Here is a 23,735-nt window from a genome sequence, read left to right on the forward strand (position 1 = left end):
CGAATCAATGTATTCGTGGCGGCGCATGGCCGCTACGCCCGGAGAAACGGATGAGTCACTTTCTGGATCGGCTGAAGTTCATGTCGCGCGTCAAGTCCACGTTCGCGAACGGACATGGCGCGGTCGTGAACGAAGATCGCAAGTGGGAAAACGCCTACCGCAGCCGCTGGCAGCACGACAAGATCGTGCGCTCCACGCACGGCGTGAACTGCACGGGCTCCTGCTCGTGGAAGGTCTATGTCAAGAACGGTCTGATCACGTGGGAAACGCAGCAGACGGACTATCCGCGCACGCGTCCCGATCTTCCCAATCACGAACCGCGCGGCTGTCCGCGCGGCGCATCGTACAGCTGGTACGTGTATTCCGCGCAGCGCGTGAAGCATCCGATGATTCGCGGCCGTCTCATCGAGATGTGGCGCGAGGAGCGCAAGACGCTGGATCCAGTGGCGGCGTGGGCATCGATCTGCGAAAACCCGGAGAAGGCGAAGCGCTACAAGAGCGTGCGCGGCCTCGGCGGCTTCGTGCGCGCGGACTGGGACACGGCGAGCGAGATCATCGCGGCGGCGAACGCCTACACGATTGGCAAGTACGGACCGGATCGCGTGATTGGTTTTTCGCCGATTCCCGCGATGTCGATGGTTTCCTACGCCGCCGGTGCACGCTATCTGAGCCTGATCGGCGGCGCGTGCCTGTCCTTCTATGACTGGTATTGCGACTTGCCGCCGGCATCGCCGCAAATCTGGGGCGAGCAGACCGACGTGCCCGAATCCGCCGACTGGTACAACTCCACGTACCTGATGGTGTGGGGCTCCAACGTGCCGCAAACGCGCACGCCGGACGCGCACTTTTACACGGAGGTGCGCTACAAGGGCACGAAGACGGTCGCGGTGTCGTCGGATTACGGCGAAATGGTGAAGTTCGGCGACATCTGGCTCGCGCCGAAGCAGGGCACCGACGCCGCGCTCGCCATGGCGATGGGCCATGTCGTGCTGAAGGAGTTTCACGCTACAGCCAAGTCCGCGTACTTCCGCGATTACGTGAAGCGCTATACCGACATGCCGATGCTCGTCGTGCTGCGCGAACACGAAGGCACGCTCGTGCCCGATCATTTTCTGCGCGCATCGCAACTGCAGAACGATCTCGACGAGGCGAACAATCCGCAATGGAAGACACTCGTCATCGATGAGACGAACGGCAGGATCGTCGCGCCGAATGGAACAATCGGCTTTCGCTGGGGCGAGTCGAATCACAACGACGGCGCGAAGGTCGGGCGCTGGAATCTCGAACAGAAGGACGGCGGCTCGGGCCGCGCTATCGATCCGCGCTTGTCGCTCGTCGGCGCGCACGACGAAGTGGCGGATGTGAGTTTCCCGTACTTCGGCGCGGAACATGACGCGTTGCTGGCGCGCCGCGTGCCCGTGAAGCGCATCATGCTCGCGGATGGCGCGAGCGCTCGCGTCGCGACCGTGTACGACTTGCAGTTGGCGAACTACGGCGTGGATCAGGGTCTTGATGGCGCGAACGTCGCCACGTCCTACGATGACGACGTTCCCTACACGCCCGCATGGCAGGAGAAGCACACCACCGTGCCGCGTCATCTCGTGATTCAGGTGGCACGCGAGTTCGCGGATAACGCGGACCGCACGCAGGGCAAGAGCATGGTGATCGTCGGCGCGGCGCTGAATCACTGGTATCACAACGACATGATCTATCGCGGCATCATCAATCTGTTGATGATGTGCGGGTGTATCGGCAAGAGCGGCGGCGGCTGGGCGCATTACGTGGGCCAGGAAAAGCTGCGTCCGCAATTCGGCTGGGCGCCGCTCGCGTTCGCGCTCGACTGGTCGCGCCCGCCGCGCCAGATGAACGGCACGTCGTTCTTCTATAACCATACGAGCCAGTGGCGTCACGAGAAAGTGGCCGTGGACGAGATTCTCGGGCCGACCGCCGACAAGTCGCGCTACGAGAACCTCTCGATGCTCGACATGAATGCGAAGTCGGAACGCATGGGCTGGCTGCCGTCGGCGCCGCAGCTCGACGCGAATCCGCTCGATATCGTCGATGCCGCGAAGCGCGCGGGCCGCGATCCGATCGAATACACGGTGGAGCAACTGAAGTCGGGCGCGCTCGGCTTCGCTTGCGACGATCCCGACAGTCCGGCGAACTTTCCGCGCAACATGTTCGTGTGGCGTTCGAACATTCTCGGCAGTTCGGGCAAAGGGCACGAATACTTCCTGAAGTATCTCCTCGGCACGCAGAACGCGTTGTTCGCCGATGAAGCCGATGCAATCAAGCCCGGCGAAGTGAACATGCGCGACGCCGCCGAAGGCAAGCTCGATCTACTGACCGTGTTCGACTTCCGTATGAGCACGACGTGCCTGTATGGCGACATCGTGTTGCCGAGCGCGACGTTCTACGAGAAGAACGACCTGAACACGTCGGACATGCATCCGTTCATTCATCCGTTGTCGGAGGCGGTGCAGCCGTTGTGGGAAAGCAAGAGCGACTGGGAAATCTACAAGGCGATCGCGAAGAAGTTCGCGGAGATCGGCGGCAAGCATATCGGCACGCGCACCGATCTCGTGTGCACGCCGCTCATGCACGACACGCCGGGTGAACTCGGGCAGGCGTTCGAGCCGAAGGATTGGCGTCATGGCGAATGCGATCTGATTCCCGGCAAGACCGCGCCGTCGATGACGCTCGTCGAACGCGATTACAACGCGATCTACGACAAGTTCACGTCGGTCGGACCGTTGCTCGCGAAGCTCGGCAACGGCGGCAAGGGCATCAACTGGAATACGGCGCATGAGGTGAACGAGCTCGCGTCGCTGTCCGGCGAGAAAGAAGGGCGTCCGCGTCTCGACACCGCAATCGATGCCGCCGAGATGATCCTCACGTTCGCGCCCGAAACGAACGGCCATGTCGCGGTGAAGGCGTGGGAAGCGCTTTCGAAGATCACCGGACGCGATCACTCGCACCTCGCGCTCGGCCGCGAGCACGACAAGATCCGCTTTCGTGACGTCCAGGCCCAGCCGCGCAAGATCATTTCGGCACCGACCTGGTCCGGGCTCGAATCGGAGGAAGTCAGCTACAACGCAGGCTACACGAACGTGCACGAGCTGATCCCTTGGCGCACGCTTACCGGCCGGCAGCAGTTTTATCAGGATCATCGCTGGATGCTGGATTTCGGCGAAGGTTCGTGCGTCTACAAACCCGCGATCGATACGAAGACCATTTCGCCGATGCTCGGTGCGAAGCCCAACGGCGAACATGAACTCGTGCTGAACTGGATCACGCCGCACCAGAAGTGGGGCATCCACTCGACGTACACGGACAACCTGCGCATGCTCACGCTGTCGCGCGGCGGTCCGCACGTGTGGGTGTCGGAAGCCGAAGCGAAGGAAGCCGCGTTGACGGACAACGACTGGGTCGAAGTGTTCAACGTGAACGGCACGCTGACGGCGCGCGTCGTCGTGAGCCAGCGCGTGCCGCGCGGCATGTGCCTCATGTATCACGCGCAGGAGAAGATCATCAACGTGCCGGGCGCGGAGACGAGCGGCATGCGCGGCGGCATCCATAACTCGGTGACGCGCACGGTGCTCAAACCGACACACATGATCGGCGGATACGCGCAGCAGGCCTACGGCTTCAACTACTACGGCACCGTGGGCAGCAATCGCGACGAATACGTGATCGTGCGCAAGATGAAGAATGTCGACTGGCTCGAAGGCCCGCTCATGGAAGGAGCAGCATCATGAAGATCCGCGCGCAGGTCGCGATGGTCCTGAATCTGGACAAGTGCATCGGCTGCCATACGTGCTCGGTCACATGCAAGAACGTGTGGACATCGCGCGATGGCGTCGAGTATGCGTGGTTCAACAACGTCGAGACGAAGCCGGGCATCGGTTATCCGAAGCAGTGGGAGCGCCAGGAGAAATGGAACGGCGGCTGGATTCGCAAGAGCGATGGCCGCATCGAACTGCGTCAGGGTCCGAAGCTGAAAGTGCTCGCGAACCTTTTTGCGAACCCGAATCTCCCGGCTATCGACGACTACTACGAGCCGTTCACCTACGACTACGAGCGTCTGCAGAACGCGCCGCTTTCCCGGACGCCGCCCACGGCGCGCCCCGTGTCCGCGATCACCGGCAAGAAGATGGACAAGATCCATTGGGGGCCGAACTGGGAGGACGATCTCGGCGGCGAATTCGAATCGCGCGGCCGCGATGCGCTTTTCGAAAACGTGCAGAAGGAGATGTACTCGACGTTCGAGAACACCTTCATGATGTATCTGCCGCGTCTGTGCGAGCACTGTCTGAATCCGGCGTGCGTGGCGTCGTGTCCGTCGGGTTCGGTGTACAAGCGCGAGGACGACGGCATCGTGCTCGTGGATCAGGACAAATGCCGTGGCTGGCGAATGTGCGTGTCTGGCTGTCCGTACAAGAAGATGTACTTCAACTGGAAGTCGGGCAAGGCGGAGAAGTGCGTGTTCTGCTATCCGCGCATCGAAGCGGGCGAGCCGACCGTGTGCTCGGAAACGTGCGTGGGACGCATCCGCTATCTCGGCGTGATGCTGTACGACGCCGACCGTATCGCCGAAGCGGCATCGGTTCAGGAGACGACGGATCTCTATCAGTCGCAACTCGACCTCTTCCTCGATCCGCACGATCCGCAAGTCCAGGCCGAAGCGGCGCGCCAGGGTATCGCGCAAAGCTGGCTCGACGCGGCGAAGCGCTCGCCGGTTTATCGCATGGCGTGCGAGTGGAAGGTGGCGTTCCCGCTGCATCCCGAGTACCGCACCTTGCCGATGGTCTGGTACGTGCCTCCGCTTTCGCCGATTCAATCCGCGGCCGACGCGGGCCACATGGGCATGAACGGCGTGATTCCCGATGTAAAAAGCCTGCGCATTCCGATGCGTTATCTGGTGAACCTGCTCACCGCGGGCGATGAAGCGCCGATCGTCGCCGCGCTCGATCGTATGCTCGCGATGCGCGTCTACAAACGGGCGCAGAACGTGAACAACGTGAGCGATGACGCCGTGCTGAGCGATGTAGGCCTCACGGCATCGCAAGTGGAAGAGATGTACCAGTTGATGGCGATCGCCAATTACGAGGACCGTTTTGTGGTGCCGTCGTCGCACAAGGAAATGGCGCAGGACAGCTTCGACGAAAAAGGCAGTTGCGGCTTTTCATTCGGCAATTGCGGCTCGCCGGGCGCGTCTGACGGATCGCTCTTCGGATCGCGAACGCATGGCGAAGTGAGCTACGCGGCGTTGCCGAAATCCCGCAGGAAGGCGCTGGCGGACGGTTGACCAAGGAACACACGATGTCGCTCTATCCCATTCTTTCCGCGCTGCTCGATTATCCCGAGCCCGCGCTTCTGGACGCACTGCCGGAGATCGAAGCCGCGCTGCACGACTGGCCGCAGGCGCAGGCGCGCCTCGCGCCGCTCATCGCGTCGCTGAAGCTTCCGCTCATCGAAGTGCAGCAGAACTACGTCGCTACGTTCGATCGCAATCCGTCGCATTCGCTGCATCTCTTCGAGCATGTGCACGGCGAAAGCCGCGATCGCGGTCAGGCGATGGTCGATCTGCTCGAGGAGTATCGCGGTCTCGGCCTCGATGTCGCATCGAACGAGTTGCCCGATTACGTGCCGCTCTTCCTCGAAGTGCTCGGCGCGATCGAACCGGCTCGCGCACAGTCGTTGCTCGATGACGCGATTCATGTACTCGACGCGGTCGGGGAGCGTCTCACACGCGATCGAAGCCCTTATGGGGCGGTGTTCGCCGTCTTGCGCGAGCTTGCCACTATCGAGCCGCGCCCGCTCGCGCAGCCGCCCGTGCGCGACATGGACGAGATGCTCGAAACCTTCGGGCCGGGTCCGGACGGCGTCGAGCCGCTGCTCGCACCGCACACGCGACAGGACACGCAAACCATTCGCTTTCATCCGCGCGGCGCAACGATGGCCGGCGCGGGTGCACCCATCGCAAAGGACACACGATGAACATGTTCAACGCCTTCGTGTTCGGCATCTATCCGTACATTGCCGCCAGCATCTTCCTGTTCGGCAGCCTCGTGCGCTTCGAGCGCGAGCAATACACGTGGAAGGCGGACAGCACGCAGTTCGTCGAACGCGGCAACCTCAGGCTCGGCAATATTCTGTTTCACATTGGTATTCTCGGGCTGTTCTTCGGTCACCTCGTCGGCTTGCTCACGCCGGTCGCGGTGTGGGATGCGCTCGGCATCGAGCACAGCGTCAAGCAGATGGTCGCGATGGTCGCCGGCGGCGTGATGGGCACGATGTGTCTTGCCGGGCTGCTGATCCTGCTGCATCGCCGCCTCGCGAGCGCGCGCCTTTCGGCAATCACGAAGATCGGCGACCGCGTGCTGCTGCTCTGGATTCTGGTCACGCTGCTGCTCGGGCTTTCGACGATCGGTGTGTCGGCCGGTCACATGGATGGCTCGATGATGGTGCGCCTCATGACCTGGGCGCAGCATATCGTCACGTTCAGAGCCGATGCCGCGCGCTATGTCGCAGATGCGCCGCTGCTCTTCCGCGTACATTTGTTCATGGGCATGAGCCTGTTCGTGATCTTCCCGTTCACGCGGCTCGTGCACGTGTGGAGCGGCTTCGCTTCGCTCGGCTATCTCGGACGGGCGTGGCAACTGGTCCGCAGCCGCTGATTCCGTCACTGGAGAAGCATGTCCCTGCCGTCGTTTCGCGAACGTCTGACCACACGCATCGTCACGCTATCGATGGTGTCGCTCGTCCTCGTGCTCGCGATGATCGGCGGGACGCTCTGGCTATGGTGGCAACTGCAGGGCGCGGGCGCTGCGATCAACGACGCGGGCAGCCTGCGCATGCGTGCAAACGCCTTGGCGATTGCGCTGCTAAAGCGCCCGGAGACTTCGCAGGTGATGTTGCAGTTCCAGATCGAACAGATGAACTCGACGTTCGATCGCCTGCGCAAAGGTGATCCGGAGCGCCCGCTCTTTCTTCCCGACGACGCCGACGTGCGCCGCCAGTTCGATCATGTCGCGAATGTGTGGCGCACGCAGCTCGAACCCGATGTGCGCAAAGGCATGGCTGCCGAACCACAGGCGGTGTCGCGCTATCTGCTTGAATTGCGTGCTTTTGTCACGGGCGCGGACGAACTCGTCGGCCTGATCGAGCGGGAGAATGCGCGCAAGACCGCGTGGCTGCGCACGTCGCAGAGGGCGCTCGCAGCAATGGCGTGCCTGGGCACCGCGGCGATCGCTTACCTGCTCTATCTATGGATCGTCGTGCCCGTGCAGCGCTTGCAGGAGGGGCTCGCGCGCATCGAAGGACGCGAGTTCGACGCGCGTTTGCCCGTCGAAACGCAAGACGAGTTCGGGCATCTTGCGGCAGGCTTCAACCGTATGGCCGCGGAATTGCAGATGCTCTATCGCGATCTCGCGGGCCGCGTCGACGCGAAGACCGCCGAACTCGCCGCGCAGAACCGCGAGTTGACGGCGCTCTATGAAATGGCGGCATTCCTGAATCAGTCGAATGACGTCGATGCGCTGTGCCGGGGCTTTCTCGCGCGCCTAACGCGCCAGTTCGAGGCGGACGGCGCGGCGGTTCGCCTTGTCACCGAGGACGGTCAGGTGCGGTTGATCGGTTCGGAGGGGCTGCCCGACGCGTTGCTCGAGGATGAGCGCTGCCTCGCCGCCGATGGCTGCGTCTGCGAAGAACAGCCTTGCCGGCGCGCGGGCTTTGCGAGCGTGGCGGCGTTCAACATCGTGTCGCAAGGCGAAAAGCTCGGTGCCTTCTCGTTGCATTTCCGTGGCGAGCGGATCATCCCGGCGTCGGAAGCTCAATTGCTCGAAACGCTCGGCGCACACTTTGGGACGGCGCTCAAGAGCAGGCGGATCGCGGCGCTCGCGCGGCAGCTCGCGGTGTCGGAGGAGCGCAATCTGGTCGCGCAAGGCTTGCACGACAGCATCGCGCAGAGCCTCAACTTTCTGAAGATGCAGGTGCATCTGCTCGACGCGGCAACGCGCGAAGCACGCATGGACGAGATTCGCGAGATCGTGCCCTTGCTCGCGGGCGGTGTTGCCGAAAGCTACGTCGACGTGCGCGAGCTTCTGATGAATTTCCGCACGAAGCTCGGCAGCGGTGAACTCAGGCGAGCGGTGGATGAATCGATCGAACGTTTCGGCGTGCAGACGGGCATCGTGCCATTACTCGACTACCGCGAGCAAGGCGGTTTGCCCTTGCCGCCGGATCAGCAACTGCAGGTGCTTTTCATTCTGCAGGAAGCGCTCTCCAACATTCGCAAACACGCGGAGGCGCGACACGTTAGCGTGACAATCGTCAATGCTTGCGACTTCAGCCTCCTTGTCGAGGATGATGGTCAGGGCTACGATCCAGAAGAGATGGCCGTCCTGGGCGAGACGCATGTCGGCTTTCACATCATGCGCGAGCGTGCGCAAAGGCTCGGCGCCACGCTTCGGTTGGCTAGCGCGCCTGGACACGGCGCACGCGTCGAACTCGTCTTGCCGGTTCCGGCGCGTCAGACCGCCTGAACAGGGTCTCGCGCGCTGGTTTCGAGAGCTGCTTCGAGTTGTGTCATGACCATCCGCATTCTGTTGATCGACGACCACACGCTGTTTCGCTCAGGCGTTCACGCCATCTTGCAGCGGCAATCCGATTTCAAAGTCGTCGGCGAAGCAGCCGATGGGCTCGAAGGCCTGAAGCGCGCCAAGCAGTTTCTTCCGGACGTGATTCTGCTCGATCTCCACATGCCCGGACTCTCGGGGCTCGAAACCCTGAAGCTGCTTGTTCAGGACGTGCCGCAAACCGCGGTCGTCATCCTGACCGTTTCAGAGGATCTCGATGAACTCGCGCTCGCATTGCGCGATGGCGCGTGCGGCTATCTGCTCAAGAGCATCGAAACCGAGACGCTCGCCAGCGCGATCCGCAAGGCGGCGGCGGGTCATCCGGTCATCGCCGACGACATGACGGCGAAACTCGTCGCCAGCATGCGCGCACCGAAGAACGCGCCGGTTCCGCCGCCTGTCGCCACGGCCGATCCACTCACCACACGCGAGCGCGACATCATGCGCGAACTGGCCCGCGGTGCGAGCAACAAGGAAATTGCACGTTCGCTGATGCTCGCGGAGAGCACGGTGAAGATCCACGTGCGCAACATCCTGCGCAAGCTGAATTTGACGAGCCGCGTGCAGGTCGCGATCTACGCGGTCGGGCAGGATGCGGCGCCGGCGACGGAAGCCGCCTGAATCTTCACCGACATGTACCGAAGCGCGCATCACATCGAGCCGTACAACATGAATTCTTACCGAACCGAGTTGCCCATGACCTCTCACGCTCACCCTTTCGCGCCGCTCACGATTCGCGGCCGCAATCTGTTGCCGATCGTGCAGGGCGGTATGGGCGTCGGCATTTCCGCGCATCGGCTGGCGGGCAGCGTGGCGCGTGAAGGCGCGCTCGGCACCATCGCGAGCATCGACTTGCGTCATCATCACGAGGACTTGCTCGCGATGTGCCGTGAAGACCAGACACGTCCGACACTCGAACGCGCGAATCTGATCGCGCTCGCACGCGAGATCAAGGCGGCGCGCGCGTTGTCGGAAGGGCGCGGCATGATCGCCGTCAACGTGATGAAGGCCGTGAGCGCGCATGCGGACTACGTGCGCGTCGCGTGCGATGAGGGCGCCGATGCGATCGTAATGGGCGCGGGCCTTCCGCTCGACTTGCCGGACCTCACGCAGGGCTGCGATATCGCGCTGGTCCCGATCCTCTCGGACAGCCGCGGCGTGACGCTCGTTCTCAAGAAGTGGATGAAGAAAGGCCGCTTGCCCGACGCCATCGTGATCGAGCATCCGGCGCATGCCGGCGGGCATCTCGGCGTCAGCGACGTCGCGGACATGCACGACGAGCGCTTCGGTTTCGAGCGCGTGCTGAGGGAACTCGACGCGTCGTTCGCATCGCTCGGGCTGAAGCGCGAGGACGTGCCGGTGATCGTCGCGGGCGGCATCAACAGTCATGAAGCCGTTCGCAAGTGGCTCGCGGCCGGCGCGAACGGTGTGCAGATCGGCACGCCGTTCGCCGTCACCGAAGAGGGCGACGCGCATCCCGAGTTCAAGCGCGTGCTGGTCGAGGCGACGCCGGACGATATCGTCGAATTCGTGAGTGTGACCGGCCTGCCCGCGCGCGCGGTGAAGACGCCGTGGCTCATGCGCTATCTGCGCAACGAGGAACGGATCCGTACGAAGATCGGCGCGCGCAAGCAGACGTGTCCGTCGGCGCTCGAATGCCTGAGCGCGTGCGGGCTGCGCGACGGCATCGAGAAGTTCGGTCACTTCTGCATCGATACGCGCCTTGCCGCGGCATTGCGCGGCGATGTCGGCAACGGCCTGTTCTTCCGGGGACGCGAAAAACTGCCCTTCGGCGCGGCGATCCGGAGCGTGCGCGATCTGATCGAACTGCTGTTGACGGGCGCGACGAAAGTTGCGCCGGCGGCATGTTGAATACCGAAGGGCCGTGATCGAAGGAGCATCAACGCGATGTCGAAGCGCTTTCCACTCAACCCGCAACATCCCGAGCGCAATTGCTGGGGCTGCGATCACTATTGCGCGACGGACGCGCTGCGCTGCGGTAACGGTTCGGGCCGCACGCAGCATCCGGCGGAACTGCTCGGCGAAGACTGGTACGAGCACGGCGAGTGGAATCTCGATGTCGCGGAAAACGCCAGGTCGATTCAACCGGGCGCCGCGCGGTCGAAGTAAGTGGCGGGCGCATGCGTGCGCCACCGCTCGCTTATAACGGAATGCGCGCGGTGAAGCGTGTTCCGTCTGTGATAGACGAGCACACTTCGAGCGTCCCGCCATGTGCTTTGACGATCTGTTGGCAGATGTAGAGACCCAAACCCAGTCCTCCGCCCGGAGCGCTGGTCTTGGGCCGCCAGTAAGGTTCGAATACCCTCGGCAGCAACTGCGGTGGAATCGGCTCGCCAGCATTGGATACCGAGAGTACGAGCATCCCTTCTTCGACGATGGCGCGCACGAGGACCGGTGCGTCCGGCGACCCGTGCGTCAGGGCGTTCGCGAGCAGATTGGACATGAGCTGCTGAAGACGAGCGATGTCGCATCGAGCCGGCCCGCTCAAGGAGATGGAGCAATCCACCACTCTCGACGGATACGCCATGCAAAGTTCGTCGACGACCGCTCGCAGATGGACACCAAGCTCGCTTTCGTCGTTCAATGCGATCGCCATTCCGGAGCCCATGCGACCGCGCGCAAAGTCCATCACGTCATCGATGAGCCGCGCCATTCTCGATGCCGTGCGCTTCAAACGATGTCCCATCGCTGCAATGTCGGGTTCCGCTTCACGGCGGCTCAATAGCTCGGCCGTTGCGCTGACGGCCGACAGCGGGTTGCGCAAGTCGTGACCCAGCACCGCAATGAATTGCTCGCGCAACGTGGCGGTTTCCCGTTCCCGAAGCAGTTGCGACTCTGTCGACCACTGCCGCTGCTCGCTGTCCAGCTGCATGCCGATAAGATTGGCGAAGACCTCGAACATGCGAACGATCTTCGGGTCTGAAACGGCCGCCGGGCTCGCATCGATCGCACACAGATTTCCGAAATACTCGCCGTCTGGCAGGACGATCGGGACGGAGATATAGCTCCTCAGACCGTAAATCGCCGGCGTATGGTGATCGCGATACTTCTCGCTCTCGCTGAAGTCGTCGATGACGATCGCCAGTCGTGCCGCGCGGGATTCGAAGCAAAGCGTGGTGTGAAGTTGTAGCTGCCCGCCCGGCTTGAGGCCGAATCCCACTTTGTCGAGGACCGCGCAGGCCGTCCAGGTTGCATCGGTCACGCGCGCGACGGCGGCAAAGCCCATCCCGGTCTCTTCGCAAATCATCTTCAGCATCGAAGGGACAGCGCCGATACGGGCTACCGCGCCGATATCTCGCGCGAGTGCCTCACCTGAATCCACTGCGTTGACTATGTTTTGCATGGTGCTGCACACGCGTCCAGGTTGGGGCATCGACAAAATCAGTCGGAAATCCGGGGCCTTGGGCCGACGCCCGCAAAATACTCCCGATCTTCGCGACGCGATCAGCGTACTACATCAAATAACGGCATGGTTCCTGCTATCGAAGTTTAAAGGCGGAAATGCCACTTGTACGGTGCCGATGGAGGGAGACAAGAATGAAAAAAGTAAAAATCGACCTCTTGCGTCCCACTCAGGTGACGCACGGTTTGCGAGAGATACTCGACAAAACGAAAACCTACGAGTCGCTGACGGGTCACGACCTGGACATGGCCATCGCTGAAAAGCCGGTTCCTGTCGTGCTCGGTCCGGACGGCGCCCCGTTCGCAATCGACCATCACCACGTTGCAAGCGCATTGTGGCGCGCCGGAATAAAGAGCGTTCCGTTCGTTCTGGTCTGTGATTTGTCGTCGCTCACCAGGGCCGATTTCTGGTTGACCATGGAGAATAATCGTTGGGCTTATCCCTACGACGCGCAGGGCCGGCGCGTCGCGTTCGCCGACTTTCGGGACCATGTATGGGAACTGATCGACGATGATTTTCGGAGTCTGTCGGCGGCTGTGCGCGACGCGGGCGGATATGAAAAGACGACGGTTCCGCTCGAAGAATTCCGCTGGTCCGATTTCCTGCGACGCCATTTGCCCCCGCCCGAAAGCGACGCCGAATACGATGCGCTGGTCAAAAAAGGAGTGAAACTCGCGAAGACGAAAGTCGCGCTCGGACTTCCGGGATATCTCGGCCCGGCAGACTGAGCGACCCTTCTATGGCGACTGCCGCAACCCGGTCACGCTCGCATTATTGGAGGACCCGATGAACATCCTCATCGCGATATTCGGAGAAGGCAGGGATCTCGATGCCTTCCAGATGGCTGCCAGGACAGTCGTCGTCTTTTTCGCGGCGCTCGTTTTCATTCGTATCTCGGGCCGACGCTCCTTCGGACAACGCTCTCCCTTCGATTACGTGGTCGCGATACTCCTCGGCGCCACGTTGAGTCGCGTTATTGTCGGCGCTTCGCCAGCGGTGCCTACGATGCTTGCGTCGTTAGTCATGGTGCTGATACATCGGGCGCTCGCGTGGGCTTGCCTGCGTTCGCCCCGGCTGGAGTCGCTCGTGGTCGGCGTGGAAAGGGAAGTCTTTAAGGATGGCCGGTTCAACGAAGACCAGATGTCGGCGGCACTCATCACAAGAACCGATGTATTCGAGACCGCGCGACAGGAACTTCACACGCTCGATCTCGACGACGTGCATTCGGCCATACTCGAACGCAACGGGCAGGTTAGTCTCGTCCGCAAGAAGATGAAGCGCGACCAATAATCGGGCTGCTTAAGTCGGCGCAAACACCACAGCGCCGGCTTCGTCGATGTATGTAAAACTTCGAAAAAAACGGTACTTCTGATCGCCGACGGTTATCCAGTTCAAACCCACGTGAGTCGTCGATTCGAGCAGTTCTTCCGCCATCGCCGTCGAGATCGTGCCGTGGGGAGTCAATCTGGCGTCCTCGTCGCCCGGATTACCAATGTAGACCGCAAAAAGCTCCGGACCGCGGCGCATCATGACCACGCATTTGCCCTTTTCCAGAGAGACTTCCAGATACGCGGCCAGCGTTTTCAATGACTCGGGCGTATGGCCGGCCGGGCCGGACGCCAGTTCTGAAGCGGTGTCCATTTCGCTGTCTCCATCAAAAGATGTGGGTCCGGCATAGAAAGCTTACTCCTCCGCAGCCTCGAATCGACAGGCTTATCGCGCGGAGCGTATCGGATTGTTCGGCTGCGTCGGCTTGTCTGTTCAGGCCGCAATACTTTTTCCCGCGCGGAGGCCCGCTTAAAGTGGTCGGCTTCTTCCAGGGTTTCTCATCATGCAAATCGATACACCTGCAACTTCAGCGTCGTTGCATGGAGGTAGCACATCGTTGCGCCAATGGCTGTCCGTGGTCGCTGTCGCCGTGAGCGCATTCGCCTTCGTCACGGCCGAGTTCCTGCCGGTCGGACTGTTGAGCCAGATTGCGCACGACCTCGGCGTCAAACCCGGCGTTGCCGGCCTGATGGTCACGACGCCGGGGATCATGGCCGCGATATTCGCACCAGCGTTGATTGCCGGTGCCGGACGTATGGACCGCCGTTTTGTATTTCTGTTGCTGACGGCTGTACTTCTGGTTTCCAACGTGTTGTGCGCAATTGCGACGAGTTTCCCGGTCCTGCTCGCCGGACGCGCGTTGCTCGGCGCCGCGCTGGGCGGATTCTGGACGCTCGCGACGGCCGCCGCACCGCGACTCGTCGAACCGAAGGACGCCGCGAAGGCCACGGCGACCATTCTGACTGGCGTCACCTTCGCGACGGTTATCGGCGTGCCGCTCGGTACGTTCATCGCATCGTTCGCATCCTGGCGGGCGTCGTTTGCCGCCACGGCAGGGCTCGTGGCGCTCGCTCTCGTCGCACAGGCGCTTCTCGTGCCCTCGCTGCCGTCGGCGTCGGCGCTGCGCATCGGCGATTTCAGGACGCTGCTTCGCCGCCCCGAGACCCGGTGGAGTCTGTTGATGGTCGCGCTCGTCTTCGGCGCGCATTTCTCGACATACACGTATATCGCGCCGCTCCTGGAGCAGGACTTCTCCATCAGCGCGATCACGTTGCTGCTGTTCGGATTCGGGCTGGTCGGATTCTTTTCGAACGCGCTGATGTCGATGGCGGTCGCGAAGCATCTGAAAAAGTCCGTCGCCGCGATGATCGTGCTCCTGCTCGCCGCGATCGCGTCGATGCTTCTGCTCGACCATTCGATCATCGGCGAAGCAGCCGGGATGCTGCTTTGGGGCGTCGCCTTCGGCGCGCTGCCGCTATGCTTCAGCGTATGGATTCAGCGCGGCACGGCGGACCTGCCTGAAGCGGGCTCGGCAATGTTCGTCAGCATCATTCAGGTCGCGATTGCCGTGGGTTCCGCGCTCGGCGGTTCGATTGTCGATCATGCCGGGGTGCGCGCCGACTTCACATTGGGATGCGGGCTCGCGGTGCTCGGACTGATGACATTGAGTCGCCTTGCCGCGCTGGAACGGCCGGCTCGCGGATCGGATTTCGTCGGCGAGTGCGAACCATCGGCGGATTGACGTATGGCGTCGGCTTTGCCGGCGTCAGAGTCGACGAGCGCCGCCGCTGCTTCCTTGCGGCCGCGTCATGACTACGATTCCCAGGCCGGAGACGATCGTTCCGACGAGCATCGGCCAGGAAAGCGGCTCTCCGAACAGTGCCCACGCCCATACGAAAGTGACTGAAGGGCTCAAAAACAGCACGCTCGATACGCGCGCGGGCGACGAACGCCGCAAACATACCCAGTACAGGCCGTAACCGCCGATCGTCGAGATGGCCGCCGTCCAGCCGACGCTGGCTGCGAAACCGATTGTCGCGATCGGTTTCACGCTGCCTTGCGACATCTGCAGGCAGGCGAACACGAGACACGATACGACGCAGTGTATCCAGAGGGTCGGCAAGAGGCTCAGCGAGCCTGCGCGAGACGCGCTCCGTTGTTGCCAGATGCTGGCCACGGCGAGCGACATCATGCCCGCGACCGGCAACGCGTACGCCCAAAGCGGAGCGGAGCCCAGCGTCAACGCGTCGCGACTGACCATGAGTACGCCGGCCATCCCGAGCGCCATGCCGGCCCACGTCCGGCCCGAGATCCGCTCCCTGAGAAATATGGACGAAATGGCGACCGTTCCGACCGGAAGAAGATTTGCGATCAGAGCGGAAAGTCCAGCCGATACGCCGAGTTCGATTCCCTTCGCAACGCCCGCGATATAGCCAGTCAACGCAAACAAGCCAATTGCGGCCTGTCGCAGCAATACGCCTGCGGGCGCGTTGACGATCTCGCGCGCCACGAACGGAAGCAGGCAGACTGAAAGCACCGCGCAACGCCACAGCACTACGAGAAAGACCGGTGCGTAGTCCGTGGAAAATCGCATCCCGACGAAACCCGAACTCCACGCGATAACCATCAGCGCTTCCAGCGCAGGCAAAGGCACGCGCAGCGCCTCGATGGCGGGCGGACGAGCGGCGAGGCAAGGTCGAGAAGCTTTTGTCATGCACCCAGCCTAATACCCGTGCGACGATTCGAAAATCAAAATATATTGATGAGGTCGTTCAATTTGGCTGAACCACCATGGAATCCATCCTCGATATCGAACTCCTGCGCACCTTTCATGCGGTGGCGCGGCTCGGCAAGTTTCGTTCGGCGGCCGAGCATGTTCACAGAAGCCCGGCTGCGGTCAGCATCCATATCCAGCGTCTCGAAGCGATCGCTGGCGGAAGGCTGCTCGAACGGGACAATCAGTCCGTCACGCTGACGGCGCTCGGCAAAAGGCTGCTCGCGGGCACGAGCGAGCTGTTGAGCGCGCATGACCGCGTGCTGCAGGATATTCAGGGAAAAACGCTCGCGGGACGCGTCGTTCTGGGCGTGCCGGACGAGTACGCGACGCACGTCGTCCGGGATATTCTGCCGGGCTTCGCGGCAAGCTGGCCCAATGTGGTGCTGGAAGTGAAAACCGCACCGAGCCTCAAGCTTCGGGACTGGGTGACGCGCGGCAAGCTCGACGTGGCGTTACTGGTTCAGCCCGTCAAGGCGAGCAGACCGGCGGATGTCCTGACCCTGACCACGCCGGTCTGGGTCGGAAGCTCGACCTTCGTTGTGAACGAGGACCGTCCGCTTCCGCTGGCGTTGTACGGCGAGCCTTGCCCCTATCGCGTGGCGATGACAAACGCGCTCGAACGTGCCGGGCGCAAATGGCGTGTCGTGCTCGATAGCGCGTCGAGCCAGGTCATCAAGGCTTGCGTCGAGTCGGGGCTTGCGGTCACGCTACTCGACCGCGCACGCGTCAGCAACGATATGAGCGTGCTGGACACGCTCCCGCGAATCGGCGATCACGAAGTCGTCCTCATGCGTGACGGCGCCGGTCGCGGAAGCGAAGCGATGGACGTGCTTATCGCCGCCATCAAGGCAAACTTCAGGCTGTAAGGCGCGCTGCTTTCCAGCCCAGTCGGTCACCCGGCGGCAAGCGCCGCGCGTATGCGCCGAGCCAGCGCCTCCAGTTGAGAATCGTCGGCGCGCTCGCGTCCATGAGCTTTGAGCGGAACGTCGCCCCAGCGCGGAATGATATGAACGTGGATGTGCTCCACCGTCTGGCCCGCCGCCGCGCCGTTGAACTGCGCGATCAACATTCCGTCGGGGTTCAATGCTTCACGCACCGCCGCGGCCACGCGTTTGACGGTGCGCATGCAGGCGGCGAGTCCTTCATCGGAAACGTCGTGGATGTCGGCGGCCGGCTCTTTCGGAATCACGAGCACATGCCCCTCGGATTGCGGCATGACGTCCATGAACGCAAGCGTGTGCTCCGTCTCGCATACCTTGATGCACGGCGCGTCGCCCCGCAAAATCCGGGCGAAGATGTTCTCCGGGTCATAGCTCATGGTCGTTTCCCTGTGATGTGATCAACGCGACGCATCTCATGATACTTCGTGATGGCGTTCGCTCTCGCGTGCGGCATCGATATGAGCGGCATCGCTTTCCAGAATCCGCGGCACGACCTCCTTGATGAACTCGACGAACGTCTTGACCTTCGCATTCAGATACTGCCGCGACGGATAGAGCGCGTGAAGCGTGAGCGCCTGCAACCGGTACTCGGGCAGCACGCGCACGAGCGCGCCGCTTGCGAGCAATTTGCTCGCGGTCGACATCGGCAGCGCGCCGATGCCCATGCCCTCGCGCAGCGCCACCGCCAGCGCGCCCGCGACATTCACGCCGAAGTTCGTCTTCGCAAGCGCGAAGGTCTCGGTGCCGTTCGGGCCTTCGAAGGTCCAGACATCGCGCGGAAAGATCGGCGAGACGAGCTGATGACACGGATGGCGCGACAGCTCCGCGAGCGTGCGCGGCGCGCCATGTTCGCGCAGATAAGCAGGCGACGCGCACAGCACGCTATGCACCGTGCCGAGCCGTTGCGCGACGAGGCTCGAATCCGGCAATTCGGCGATGCTCGCCTGCACGGTGAGATCGTAGCCTTCGTCGATGATATCGGGCATGTGCTGCGACAGCGTCAGATCGATGGACACGGCCGGGTGACGTTCCCGATACCGCACGATGGCGGGCACGACATACGACTGCCCGAGGCTCGTCGATGCATGGATGCGCAAGTGCCCGGAAGGGCGCAACTGCGCATCGGCGGCTTCGGCTTCGGCCACGTCGACGCACGCGAGAATCTGCTCGCAGCGCTGCAGGTAGCGCCGGCCCGCTTCGGTGAGGATCACGCGCCGCGTGCTGCGATGAAGAAGCCGCGTGTTCAGACGCGCTTCCAGCGTGGCGATGGCGCGCGAGGTCGCGGCCGTCGATATGTTCATGCGCTGCGCGGCGGCGGTGAAACTGCCTTCTTCGGCGACGCGGGCAAACATCCGCATGCTGCTGAGTGTGTCCACTTTCTTTTGCTCTGAGACGAATCAATCGATTTGCTTCTGCCATGCCGCGATCGCACTCGCGCACAGAGCGATACCGATGATGTAGTAGAAGCCATCCATCGAACTGAGGAAGTTCGCCTGTTGCGTGACGATCCGGCCGATCTCGACGAGCGCGAGGCTCTTCGCTTCGGACGCGCCGTGGCCCATCCGCTCGAACGCGCCGAGCAGGCTCTGATACACGCTCTGAAACGTCGGGTCATACACGTTGACGGTTTCGACGAGCCGCGTCTGATGCAGCGCGACGCGATGCTGTTCGAGAATGATGATCGTCGCCGTCGAGAACGAATACGTCAGTTGCTTGACGATATTCTTGAAGCGATAGCCGTGGCTGTACTCGTCGATCGCGAACACACGGAATGTCAGGTTCGCGACCGGCAGCGCGATGAAGAGCAGCAGCAATCCGCGCAGGACCATCGGCGCGATGAGCCACGGCATGCTGACATCGGGCGGCATGTTGATCATCCATGTGCCGATGAACGCGGCCATCAGAAAGCCGGTCATGATCAGCCACTTCTTGTGCCTGATGCGCGACGAGAAGCGGAAGTAGACGACGGCCATCGCGAGCGAAACCATCGACGTGAAGCCGACGAGCCGCCCCGCGTTTTCGACCGGATAGCCGAGCCCGCCTTCGAGCAGGCGCGAGACGAGAAAGCTCATCGCGTTGTTGATGTAATAGAACGCGATGTACAGCACGATGCCCACCTGAAACGTCTTCTCGCGCAGCGCATGCAGCCGCAACAGCGGCTTCGGATGATGCCACTGATGCCACACGAACCAGCCGAGCGACAGCAGCCCGGCGACGGTCAGCACGATCAGCTCGGGCGACGTGCTGAAAAGCTCGAATCGCACTTGCTGCATGACGATCTGCAGCGCGCCCTGCGCGAACGCGAAGATGATGTACGGCCAGAAGTGCGCCTCGCCGCGCTCCTCCGGATGCACGCGGCCCGTCGATGGCACGGCGACGAACGCCAGCACGCCGAGCGCGACGCCCGCGAACGCGGTGCACGAGAACAGCGCGCGCCAGCCGAGCGACGCGACCAGATAGCCGCCGCACAATGGAGCGAGCGCGGAGCCGAGCAGGATCATGTTGAGAAAGCGGCGCGTCGCGGCGGGGCGTGTCTGCGGCGTAAAGCGCGTCTGAATGAGGATGCGCGCGGCGCTCATCATCGGGCCGATGAAGTAGCCCTGAAAGCCGCGCGCGAACGCCAGTTCGATGGCCGATTCGGATAAGGTCGCCGCCACCGCGCCCGCCGCGAACAGAAACAGGCATCCCGCGATATAGCGCCGGTTGCCGAGGCGCTCGATCCACCATTGCTGCTGCAGGATGCCGAGCACGGACGCCACCGCATACGCGCTCGATGCCCAGACGAGCTCATCGGACGATGCGTTGATGCCGCCCGCGATATAGCTCGTGAAGAACGCGAAGACGGAGTTGTCGAAGTAATCGAGGCCTGTTGCGAGCGCGATGGCCCACGGAAACAGATCGCCGAGCACGCGCTCCGCGATCGGCTTCGGATGCCGATATGCCGCTTCGGTCATTCGTCGGCGTCCCCGGCGCTCTGCGCCTTGCGCGGCTTGCGTGCGGCCAGGCGTTCCCGCAGCAGCACTTCCTTGCTTTCGCCCGCGATTCTGCGCCGCAAATAATCGAGGTCGCTGGCGAGTTCGCTGCGCACCGCCTGCGCTTCCTTCAATTCGCGGCGCACGGCGGCGATGCGCGCATCGACCGATTCGATCTGCTGCGACAGCGCCTGTTCGATCTCCCGCAACGACGAAGCCGAATAGCCGCTGCCGCCTTCGCTTTGCGTTTCCATCGGACGCTTCAGCATCTCGACGATACCCTGCAGCGAGAACCCGAGCGAACGCAGCCGCAGGATGCGCGCGAACAGTTCCAGGTCCTGCTCGCTGTAGAGCCGGTAACGGCCTTCGCTGCGAGACGGCGTGACGAGGCCGCGCTCCTCGTAGTACTTGAGCGTGCGCGGCGTGACCTGCAGGCGCTCGGCGGCGTCGCGGATGGTGAGGAACGCAGGCTTGGTTTCGGACATGACGGCATCGAAAGTTGGGGGTGTCGATGCCGCGCATTATAACGCAAACCTGTACGTTCGCGTACAGGTTTGCCGGGCATGCGAGGTGCTGATGTGCGGAGTGCTGATGAAAGAGGGCGCGATGATAGACTGAAAGCCTCGCGGCGCCGGCCATCGGCGCTGCCCGAACGTGACGAAAGCAGAAACGAATGAAAAAACGATTCTCGATGATCCGCGATTTCCACCTGGCCGACTGGTTCACGCTGGGTAACGCGGTGTGCGGCACGGGCGCGCTGTTCTCGTCGATGTCCTATCTCGACGATTCCGACGTGCTGCATATCTATCTCGCCTGCGCGCTCGTGTTCGCCGCGCTCGTGTTCGACGTGCTCGACGGCCGCATCGCGCGCTGGCGTCAGAAGGCATCGCTTCTCGGCAAGGAACTGGATTCGCTCGCCGACGTGATTTCGTTCGGTGTCGCGCCGGCGATCATCGGCTATGGATTCGGCATGCGCGGACTATATGACCGCGTGGTGCTGGCGTACTTCGTCGCGTGCGGCGTGTCGCGTCTCGCGCGCTATAACGTGACGACCGAAGAGATGTCGGGCAGCGGCGGCAAGGTCACGCATTTTGAAGGCACGCCGATTCCCACATCCTTCGTCATCGTGCTGCTGCTGACGGTCGGCGCATGGTCTGGCGCGATCGGCGAAAGCATGTGGCTCGGCACCTGGCGTGTCGGCGGCTTCACGCTGCATCCGCTCGTGCTGATCTACGCGATTTCCGGATCGCTGATGATCAGCCGCATCCGCATTCCTAAGCCATGACTTCCTGAGCCATGTCATGCGGCGCGCTTTCCAGCGGCGCCGCATCGAACGCGTTCTTCAGCGACGTCGACAGACAATCCACGAAAGTCCGGATCTTCGCATCGACATGCTGGCGCGACGGATAGACCGCGTACACATTTGCGCCCAGCAGCGGATAGTCCGGAAAGAGACGCACGAGCCGGCCGGCCTTGATGTCGTCGGCGACGAAGTAATGCGGCATCGCGCAAACGCCCGCGCCCGCCAGCAGCGCGACGCGGATCGCCGCGGCGTCGTTGACCACGATTTGATCGAGGCTGCCGGTCACGCCGGATGCAAGTTCCGCGTGCCAGTCGCACGGATGCGCGAACGGCGCGCTGATGCGCGTGAGCGCGTGCATCGGCAGATCGGAGACGGATTCCACCGCATGGCGTCGCAGATACGCGGGCGCGGCGACCAGCACGCGCTGAAAGCGCCCGACGATCCGGTACGCGTTGCCCGAATCGGGCAGCGAGGCCGCCGACAGCACCGACACATCGAACTGTTCCTGCACGAGATCCGGCATGCCCGGCGAGAGCTTCAGCTCGACCGTCACCTGCGGATGCGCGCGCCGGTATTCGACGATGGTCGACATCAACTGCGTGAGGCCCAGATCGGGCATCGCGTGCACGCGCAGCCGGCCGCGCGGGATCGTGGCGGCAGCACTCGCTTCGGCGTCAGCGGCATCGATTTCGGCGAGGATCGTCTTGCACTTGCGGTAGTAACGCTCGCCGCTGTCGGTGAGCGACACGCGGCGCGTCGTGCGCTGCAACAGCCGCGTGCGCAGGCCGTCTTCGAGCGAGACGACCGCCCGCGACACGATGCCCACGCTGCAATCCATGTCTTTCGCGACGCCGCTGAAACTGCCGGTTTCGGCGACGCGCGAGAACACGCGCATGCTGAAGAGCTTGTCCATATCCGCTTCGCCTCCCGATTTCATCGTGTCATCGATGGAATCAAGATACGTTCGCGAAACGCTTCACGCCATCAGCCGTGGATACAGGCCGACTATCCTTGCGTATAGGTTCGGGCGGAGTGACGGCGGCCGATCAGGATGAAATGCGCCAGCGCGACGAGCGGAAACACCGTGGCGACGGTCGCGACGAGCGTCCAGCCGCCGCGCTCGTACAGCGGGCTCGCCAGCGCCGAGCCGAACGCGCCGCCGACGAAGATGCTCGTCATGTACACGGCGTTCAGCCGGTTGCGGCTCGCGGCATGCAGCGCGTAGATTTCGCGCTGACCGAGCACCATGTTCATCTGCACGGCGAAATCGAGCACGACACCCGTCACCACGAGCGCGCCGACGCCCCACGCCGGATGCATCACGACCGGCAGATACGCGAGCGCCGCGAGAATCAGCGCGATGAACGTCGCGCGCACGGTATGGCCCGCGTCCGCGAGACGCCCGGCGATCGGCGCGGATGTCGCGCCCGTCGCACCGATGAGCGCGAAGATGCCGATAGCCGTCTGCGAGAGTCCGTAATGGCGCGTCAGCTCGACGGGAATGCCGGTCCAGAAGAGGCTGAACGACGCGAACATCAGCCCTTGATACAGCGAGCGATGACGCAGCACCGGCATCGTGCGCACGAGGTGGCCGAGCGAGCCGATCAATTCGAAGTACGTCGCCTGATGGCTCGGCTGGCGGCGCGGAATCGTGAGCGCCAGCACGGTCGTGATGCCGATCATCAGCACGGCGGCGACGCCGAACATCGCGCGCCAGCCGAAGTGGCCCGCGACGAGGCTCGATATCGGACGCGACAGCAAAATGCCGAGCAACAGTCCGCTCATGATCGTGCCGACCACCTTGCCGCGCGATTCGTCCGGCGCGAGATGCGCCGCGAGCGGAATCAGAATCTGCACGGCCACCGACGAAAAACCGATCAGAAGCGAGATCACGAGAAACCAGCCGGGCGTGTGCGTGAACGTGGCGGCGGTGAGGCTCGCGATCGACACGAGCGCGGTCGCGATCATGAGCTTGCGGTTTTCGAGCAGATCGCCGAGCGGCACGATGAAAAACAGGCCGAGCGCGTAGCCGATCTGCGTGAGCGACACGATCAGGCTCGCCGTGCCGCCCGCCATGTGCAGATCGGGCGCGATGAGCTCGATGATCGGCTGCGCGTAGTACAGGTTCGCGACGATCGCGCCGCAGCAGAACGCGAAAAGCGCGATCAGTCCGCGCGTGAGCTCGACATGCTTGCCGCCGTCGAGCGCGGTCGATGTTGGAGTCGACATGTGGTTTTCCCGGAGTGGCAGAACGGGACTATACGGTTTTGGCGCGCAACGCGCTCGACACGCCCGTCCGCGCTGCTTTGTCGGACGAATGCTGGAATGAAAGCGAACGCTTCAAACCTATA

At 62.8% G+C, this 23,735-nt stretch carries 22 protein-coding genes; 13 read left to right on the plus strand and 9 right to left on the minus strand.

The features are described from left to right. The first annotated feature begins 50 nt into the window (after positions 1–50). The 8 genes from ACEN42_RS30455 (at position 51) to ACEN42_RS30490 (ending at position 10,769) form a co-directional block, all read left to right on the plus strand. Complete coding sequence (locus ACEN42_RS30455) at positions 51–3,758, plus strand: nitrate reductase subunit alpha (protein WP_371883393.1); 3,708 nt, start codon at positions 51–53, stop codon at positions 3,756–3,758. Then, positions 3,755–5,308 (plus strand): nitrate reductase subunit beta, encoded by a 1,554-nt coding sequence (narH, locus tag ACEN42_RS30460; RefSeq protein ID WP_371883394.1) that lies wholly within the window; start codon positions 3,755–3,757, stop codon positions 5,306–5,308. Before ACEN42_RS30455 ends, narH begins: the two co-directional genes overlap by 4 nt. A gap of 14 nt (positions 5,309–5,322) precedes the next feature. Continuing rightward, complete coding sequence (gene narJ / locus ACEN42_RS30465) at positions 5,323–6,000, plus strand: nitrate reductase molybdenum cofactor assembly chaperone (RefSeq protein ID WP_371883395.1); 678 nt, start codon at positions 5,323–5,325, stop codon at positions 5,998–6,000. After that, positions 5,997–6,680, plus strand: a complete 684-nt coding sequence (gene narI, locus ACEN42_RS30470; RefSeq protein WP_371883396.1) for a respiratory nitrate reductase subunit gamma — start codon at positions 5,997–5,999, stop codon at positions 6,678–6,680. The genes narJ and narI overlap by 4 nt, the downstream gene beginning before the upstream one ends. A gap of 18 nt (positions 6,681–6,698) precedes the next feature. Next, on the plus strand, positions 6,699–8,546 hold the full coding sequence (locus ACEN42_RS30475) for a type IV pili methyl-accepting chemotaxis transducer N-terminal domain-containing protein (protein ID WP_371883397.1): 1,848 nt from the start codon (positions 6,699–6,701) through the stop codon (positions 8,544–8,546). Positions 8,547–8,591: 45 nt separating this feature from the next. Continuing rightward, entirely contained in the window at positions 8,592–9,260 is a 669-nt protein-coding gene (locus ACEN42_RS30480; protein ID WP_371883398.1) for a response regulator, read from the plus strand. A 75-nt stretch (positions 9,261–9,335) separates the two neighbouring features. Further along, positions 9,336–10,511 carry an NAD(P)H-dependent flavin oxidoreductase gene (locus ACEN42_RS30485; RefSeq protein WP_371883399.1) on the plus strand — a complete coding sequence of 392 codons (1,176 nt, stop codon included), beginning with the start codon at positions 9,336–9,338 and terminating at the stop codon, positions 10,509–10,511. A gap of 36 nt (positions 10,512–10,547) precedes the next feature. Then, entirely contained in the window at positions 10,548–10,769 is a 222-nt protein-coding gene (locus tag ACEN42_RS30490; protein ID WP_238289707.1) for a DUF3079 domain-containing protein, read from the plus strand. Positions 10,770–10,800: 31 nt separating this feature from the next. Here ACEN42_RS30490 and ACEN42_RS30495 read toward each other — a convergent pair whose 3' ends face one another. Then, entirely contained in the window at positions 10,801–11,916 is a 1,116-nt protein-coding gene (locus ACEN42_RS30495) for an ATP-binding protein (protein ID WP_371883400.1), read from the minus strand. 281 nt (positions 11,917–12,197) lie between these two features. Between ACEN42_RS30495 and ACEN42_RS30500 the strand changes: the two genes are divergently transcribed. Together ACEN42_RS30500 and ACEN42_RS30505 are read left to right on the plus strand one after the other, a co-directional pair. After that, a complete protein-coding gene (locus ACEN42_RS30500) occupies positions 12,198–12,791 on the plus strand; it encodes a ParB-like protein (RefSeq protein ID WP_187608448.1) in 594 nt (197 codons plus the stop codon). A 58-nt stretch (positions 12,792–12,849) separates the two neighbouring features. Further along, entirely contained in the window at positions 12,850–13,353 is a 504-nt protein-coding gene (locus ACEN42_RS30505; protein WP_371883401.1) for a DUF421 domain-containing protein, read from the plus strand. A 9-nt stretch (positions 13,354–13,362) separates the two neighbouring features. On the opposite strand, the gene ACEN42_RS30510 is transcribed toward ACEN42_RS30505, so the two are convergent. Continuing rightward, on the minus strand, positions 13,363–13,704 hold the full coding sequence (locus ACEN42_RS30510; protein ID WP_238289713.1) for a hypothetical protein: 342 nt from the start codon (positions 13,702–13,704) through the stop codon (positions 13,363–13,365). Between the two features lie 190 nt (positions 13,705–13,894). Between ACEN42_RS30510 and ACEN42_RS30515 the strand changes: the two genes are divergently transcribed. Beyond that, positions 13,895–15,133 (plus strand): MFS transporter, encoded by a 1,239-nt coding sequence (locus ACEN42_RS30515; protein WP_371883402.1) that lies wholly within the window; start codon positions 13,895–13,897, stop codon positions 15,131–15,133. Positions 15,134–15,157: 24 nt separating this feature from the next. Here the strand turns inward: ACEN42_RS30515 and ACEN42_RS30520 are convergent, their stop codons facing one another. Next, positions 15,158–16,105, minus strand: a complete 948-nt coding sequence (locus tag ACEN42_RS30520; RefSeq protein ID WP_371883403.1) for a DMT family transporter — start codon at positions 16,103–16,105, stop codon at positions 15,158–15,160. A gap of 77 nt (positions 16,106–16,182) precedes the next feature. Between ACEN42_RS30520 and ACEN42_RS30525 the strand changes: the two genes are divergently transcribed. Then, on the plus strand, positions 16,183–17,034 hold the full coding sequence (locus tag ACEN42_RS30525) for a LysR family transcriptional regulator (RefSeq protein ID WP_371883404.1): 852 nt from the start codon (positions 16,183–16,185) through the stop codon (positions 17,032–17,034). 26 nt (positions 17,035–17,060) lie between these two features. Here ACEN42_RS30525 and ACEN42_RS30530 read toward each other — a convergent pair whose 3' ends face one another. From ACEN42_RS30530 to ACEN42_RS30545, 4 genes are read right to left on the minus strand one after another with little or no spacing between them, the layout of a single operon-like run. Further along, complete coding sequence (locus tag ACEN42_RS30530; protein WP_371883405.1) at positions 17,061–17,486, minus strand: HIT family protein; 426 nt, start codon at positions 17,484–17,486, stop codon at positions 17,061–17,063. Between the two features lie 36 nt (positions 17,487–17,522). Further along, the gene (locus ACEN42_RS30535; protein ID WP_238289724.1) at positions 17,523–18,485 is read right to left on the minus strand and encodes a LysR family transcriptional regulator; all 963 of its coding nucleotides are present in this window, start codon (positions 18,483–18,485) and stop codon (positions 17,523–17,525) included. A 21-nt stretch (positions 18,486–18,506) separates the two neighbouring features. Beyond that, a complete protein-coding gene (locus ACEN42_RS30540; protein ID WP_371883406.1) occupies positions 18,507–20,063 on the minus strand; it encodes an MFS transporter in 1,557 nt (518 codons plus the stop codon). Beyond that, complete coding sequence (locus ACEN42_RS30545) at positions 20,060–20,566, minus strand: MerR family transcriptional regulator (RefSeq protein ID WP_250485787.1); 507 nt, start codon at positions 20,564–20,566, stop codon at positions 20,060–20,062. Before ACEN42_RS30545 ends, ACEN42_RS30540 begins: the two co-directional genes overlap by 4 nt. 188 nt (positions 20,567–20,754) lie before the next feature. Here ACEN42_RS30545 and pssA point away from each other — a divergent pair, with 188 nt between their 5' ends. Then, a complete protein-coding gene (pssA, locus tag ACEN42_RS30550) occupies positions 20,755–21,366 on the plus strand; it encodes a CDP-diacylglycerol--serine O-phosphatidyltransferase (protein ID WP_238210680.1) in 612 nt (203 codons plus the stop codon). On the opposite strand, the gene ACEN42_RS30555 is transcribed toward pssA, so the two are convergent. Both ACEN42_RS30555 and ACEN42_RS30560 read right to left on the minus strand, forming a co-directional pair. Then, positions 21,356–22,321, minus strand: a complete 966-nt coding sequence (locus tag ACEN42_RS30555; RefSeq protein WP_371883407.1) for a LysR family transcriptional regulator — start codon at positions 22,319–22,321, stop codon at positions 21,356–21,358. The genes pssA and ACEN42_RS30555 overlap by 11 nt on opposite strands. 68 nt (positions 22,322–22,389) lie before the next feature. After that, positions 22,390–23,613: an MFS transporter gene (locus ACEN42_RS30560; RefSeq protein WP_371883408.1), complete on the minus strand. Its 1,224-nt coding sequence runs from the start codon at positions 23,611–23,613 to the stop codon at positions 22,390–22,392. Between the last annotated feature and the right edge of the window lie 122 nt (positions 23,614–23,735).

Origin of the sequence: Caballeronia sp. S22 (assembly GCF_964261745.1) — a bacterium.
In the GTDB taxonomy this organism is placed as follows: Bacteria; Pseudomonadota; Gammaproteobacteria; order Burkholderiales; family Burkholderiaceae; genus Caballeronia; species Caballeronia jiangsuensis.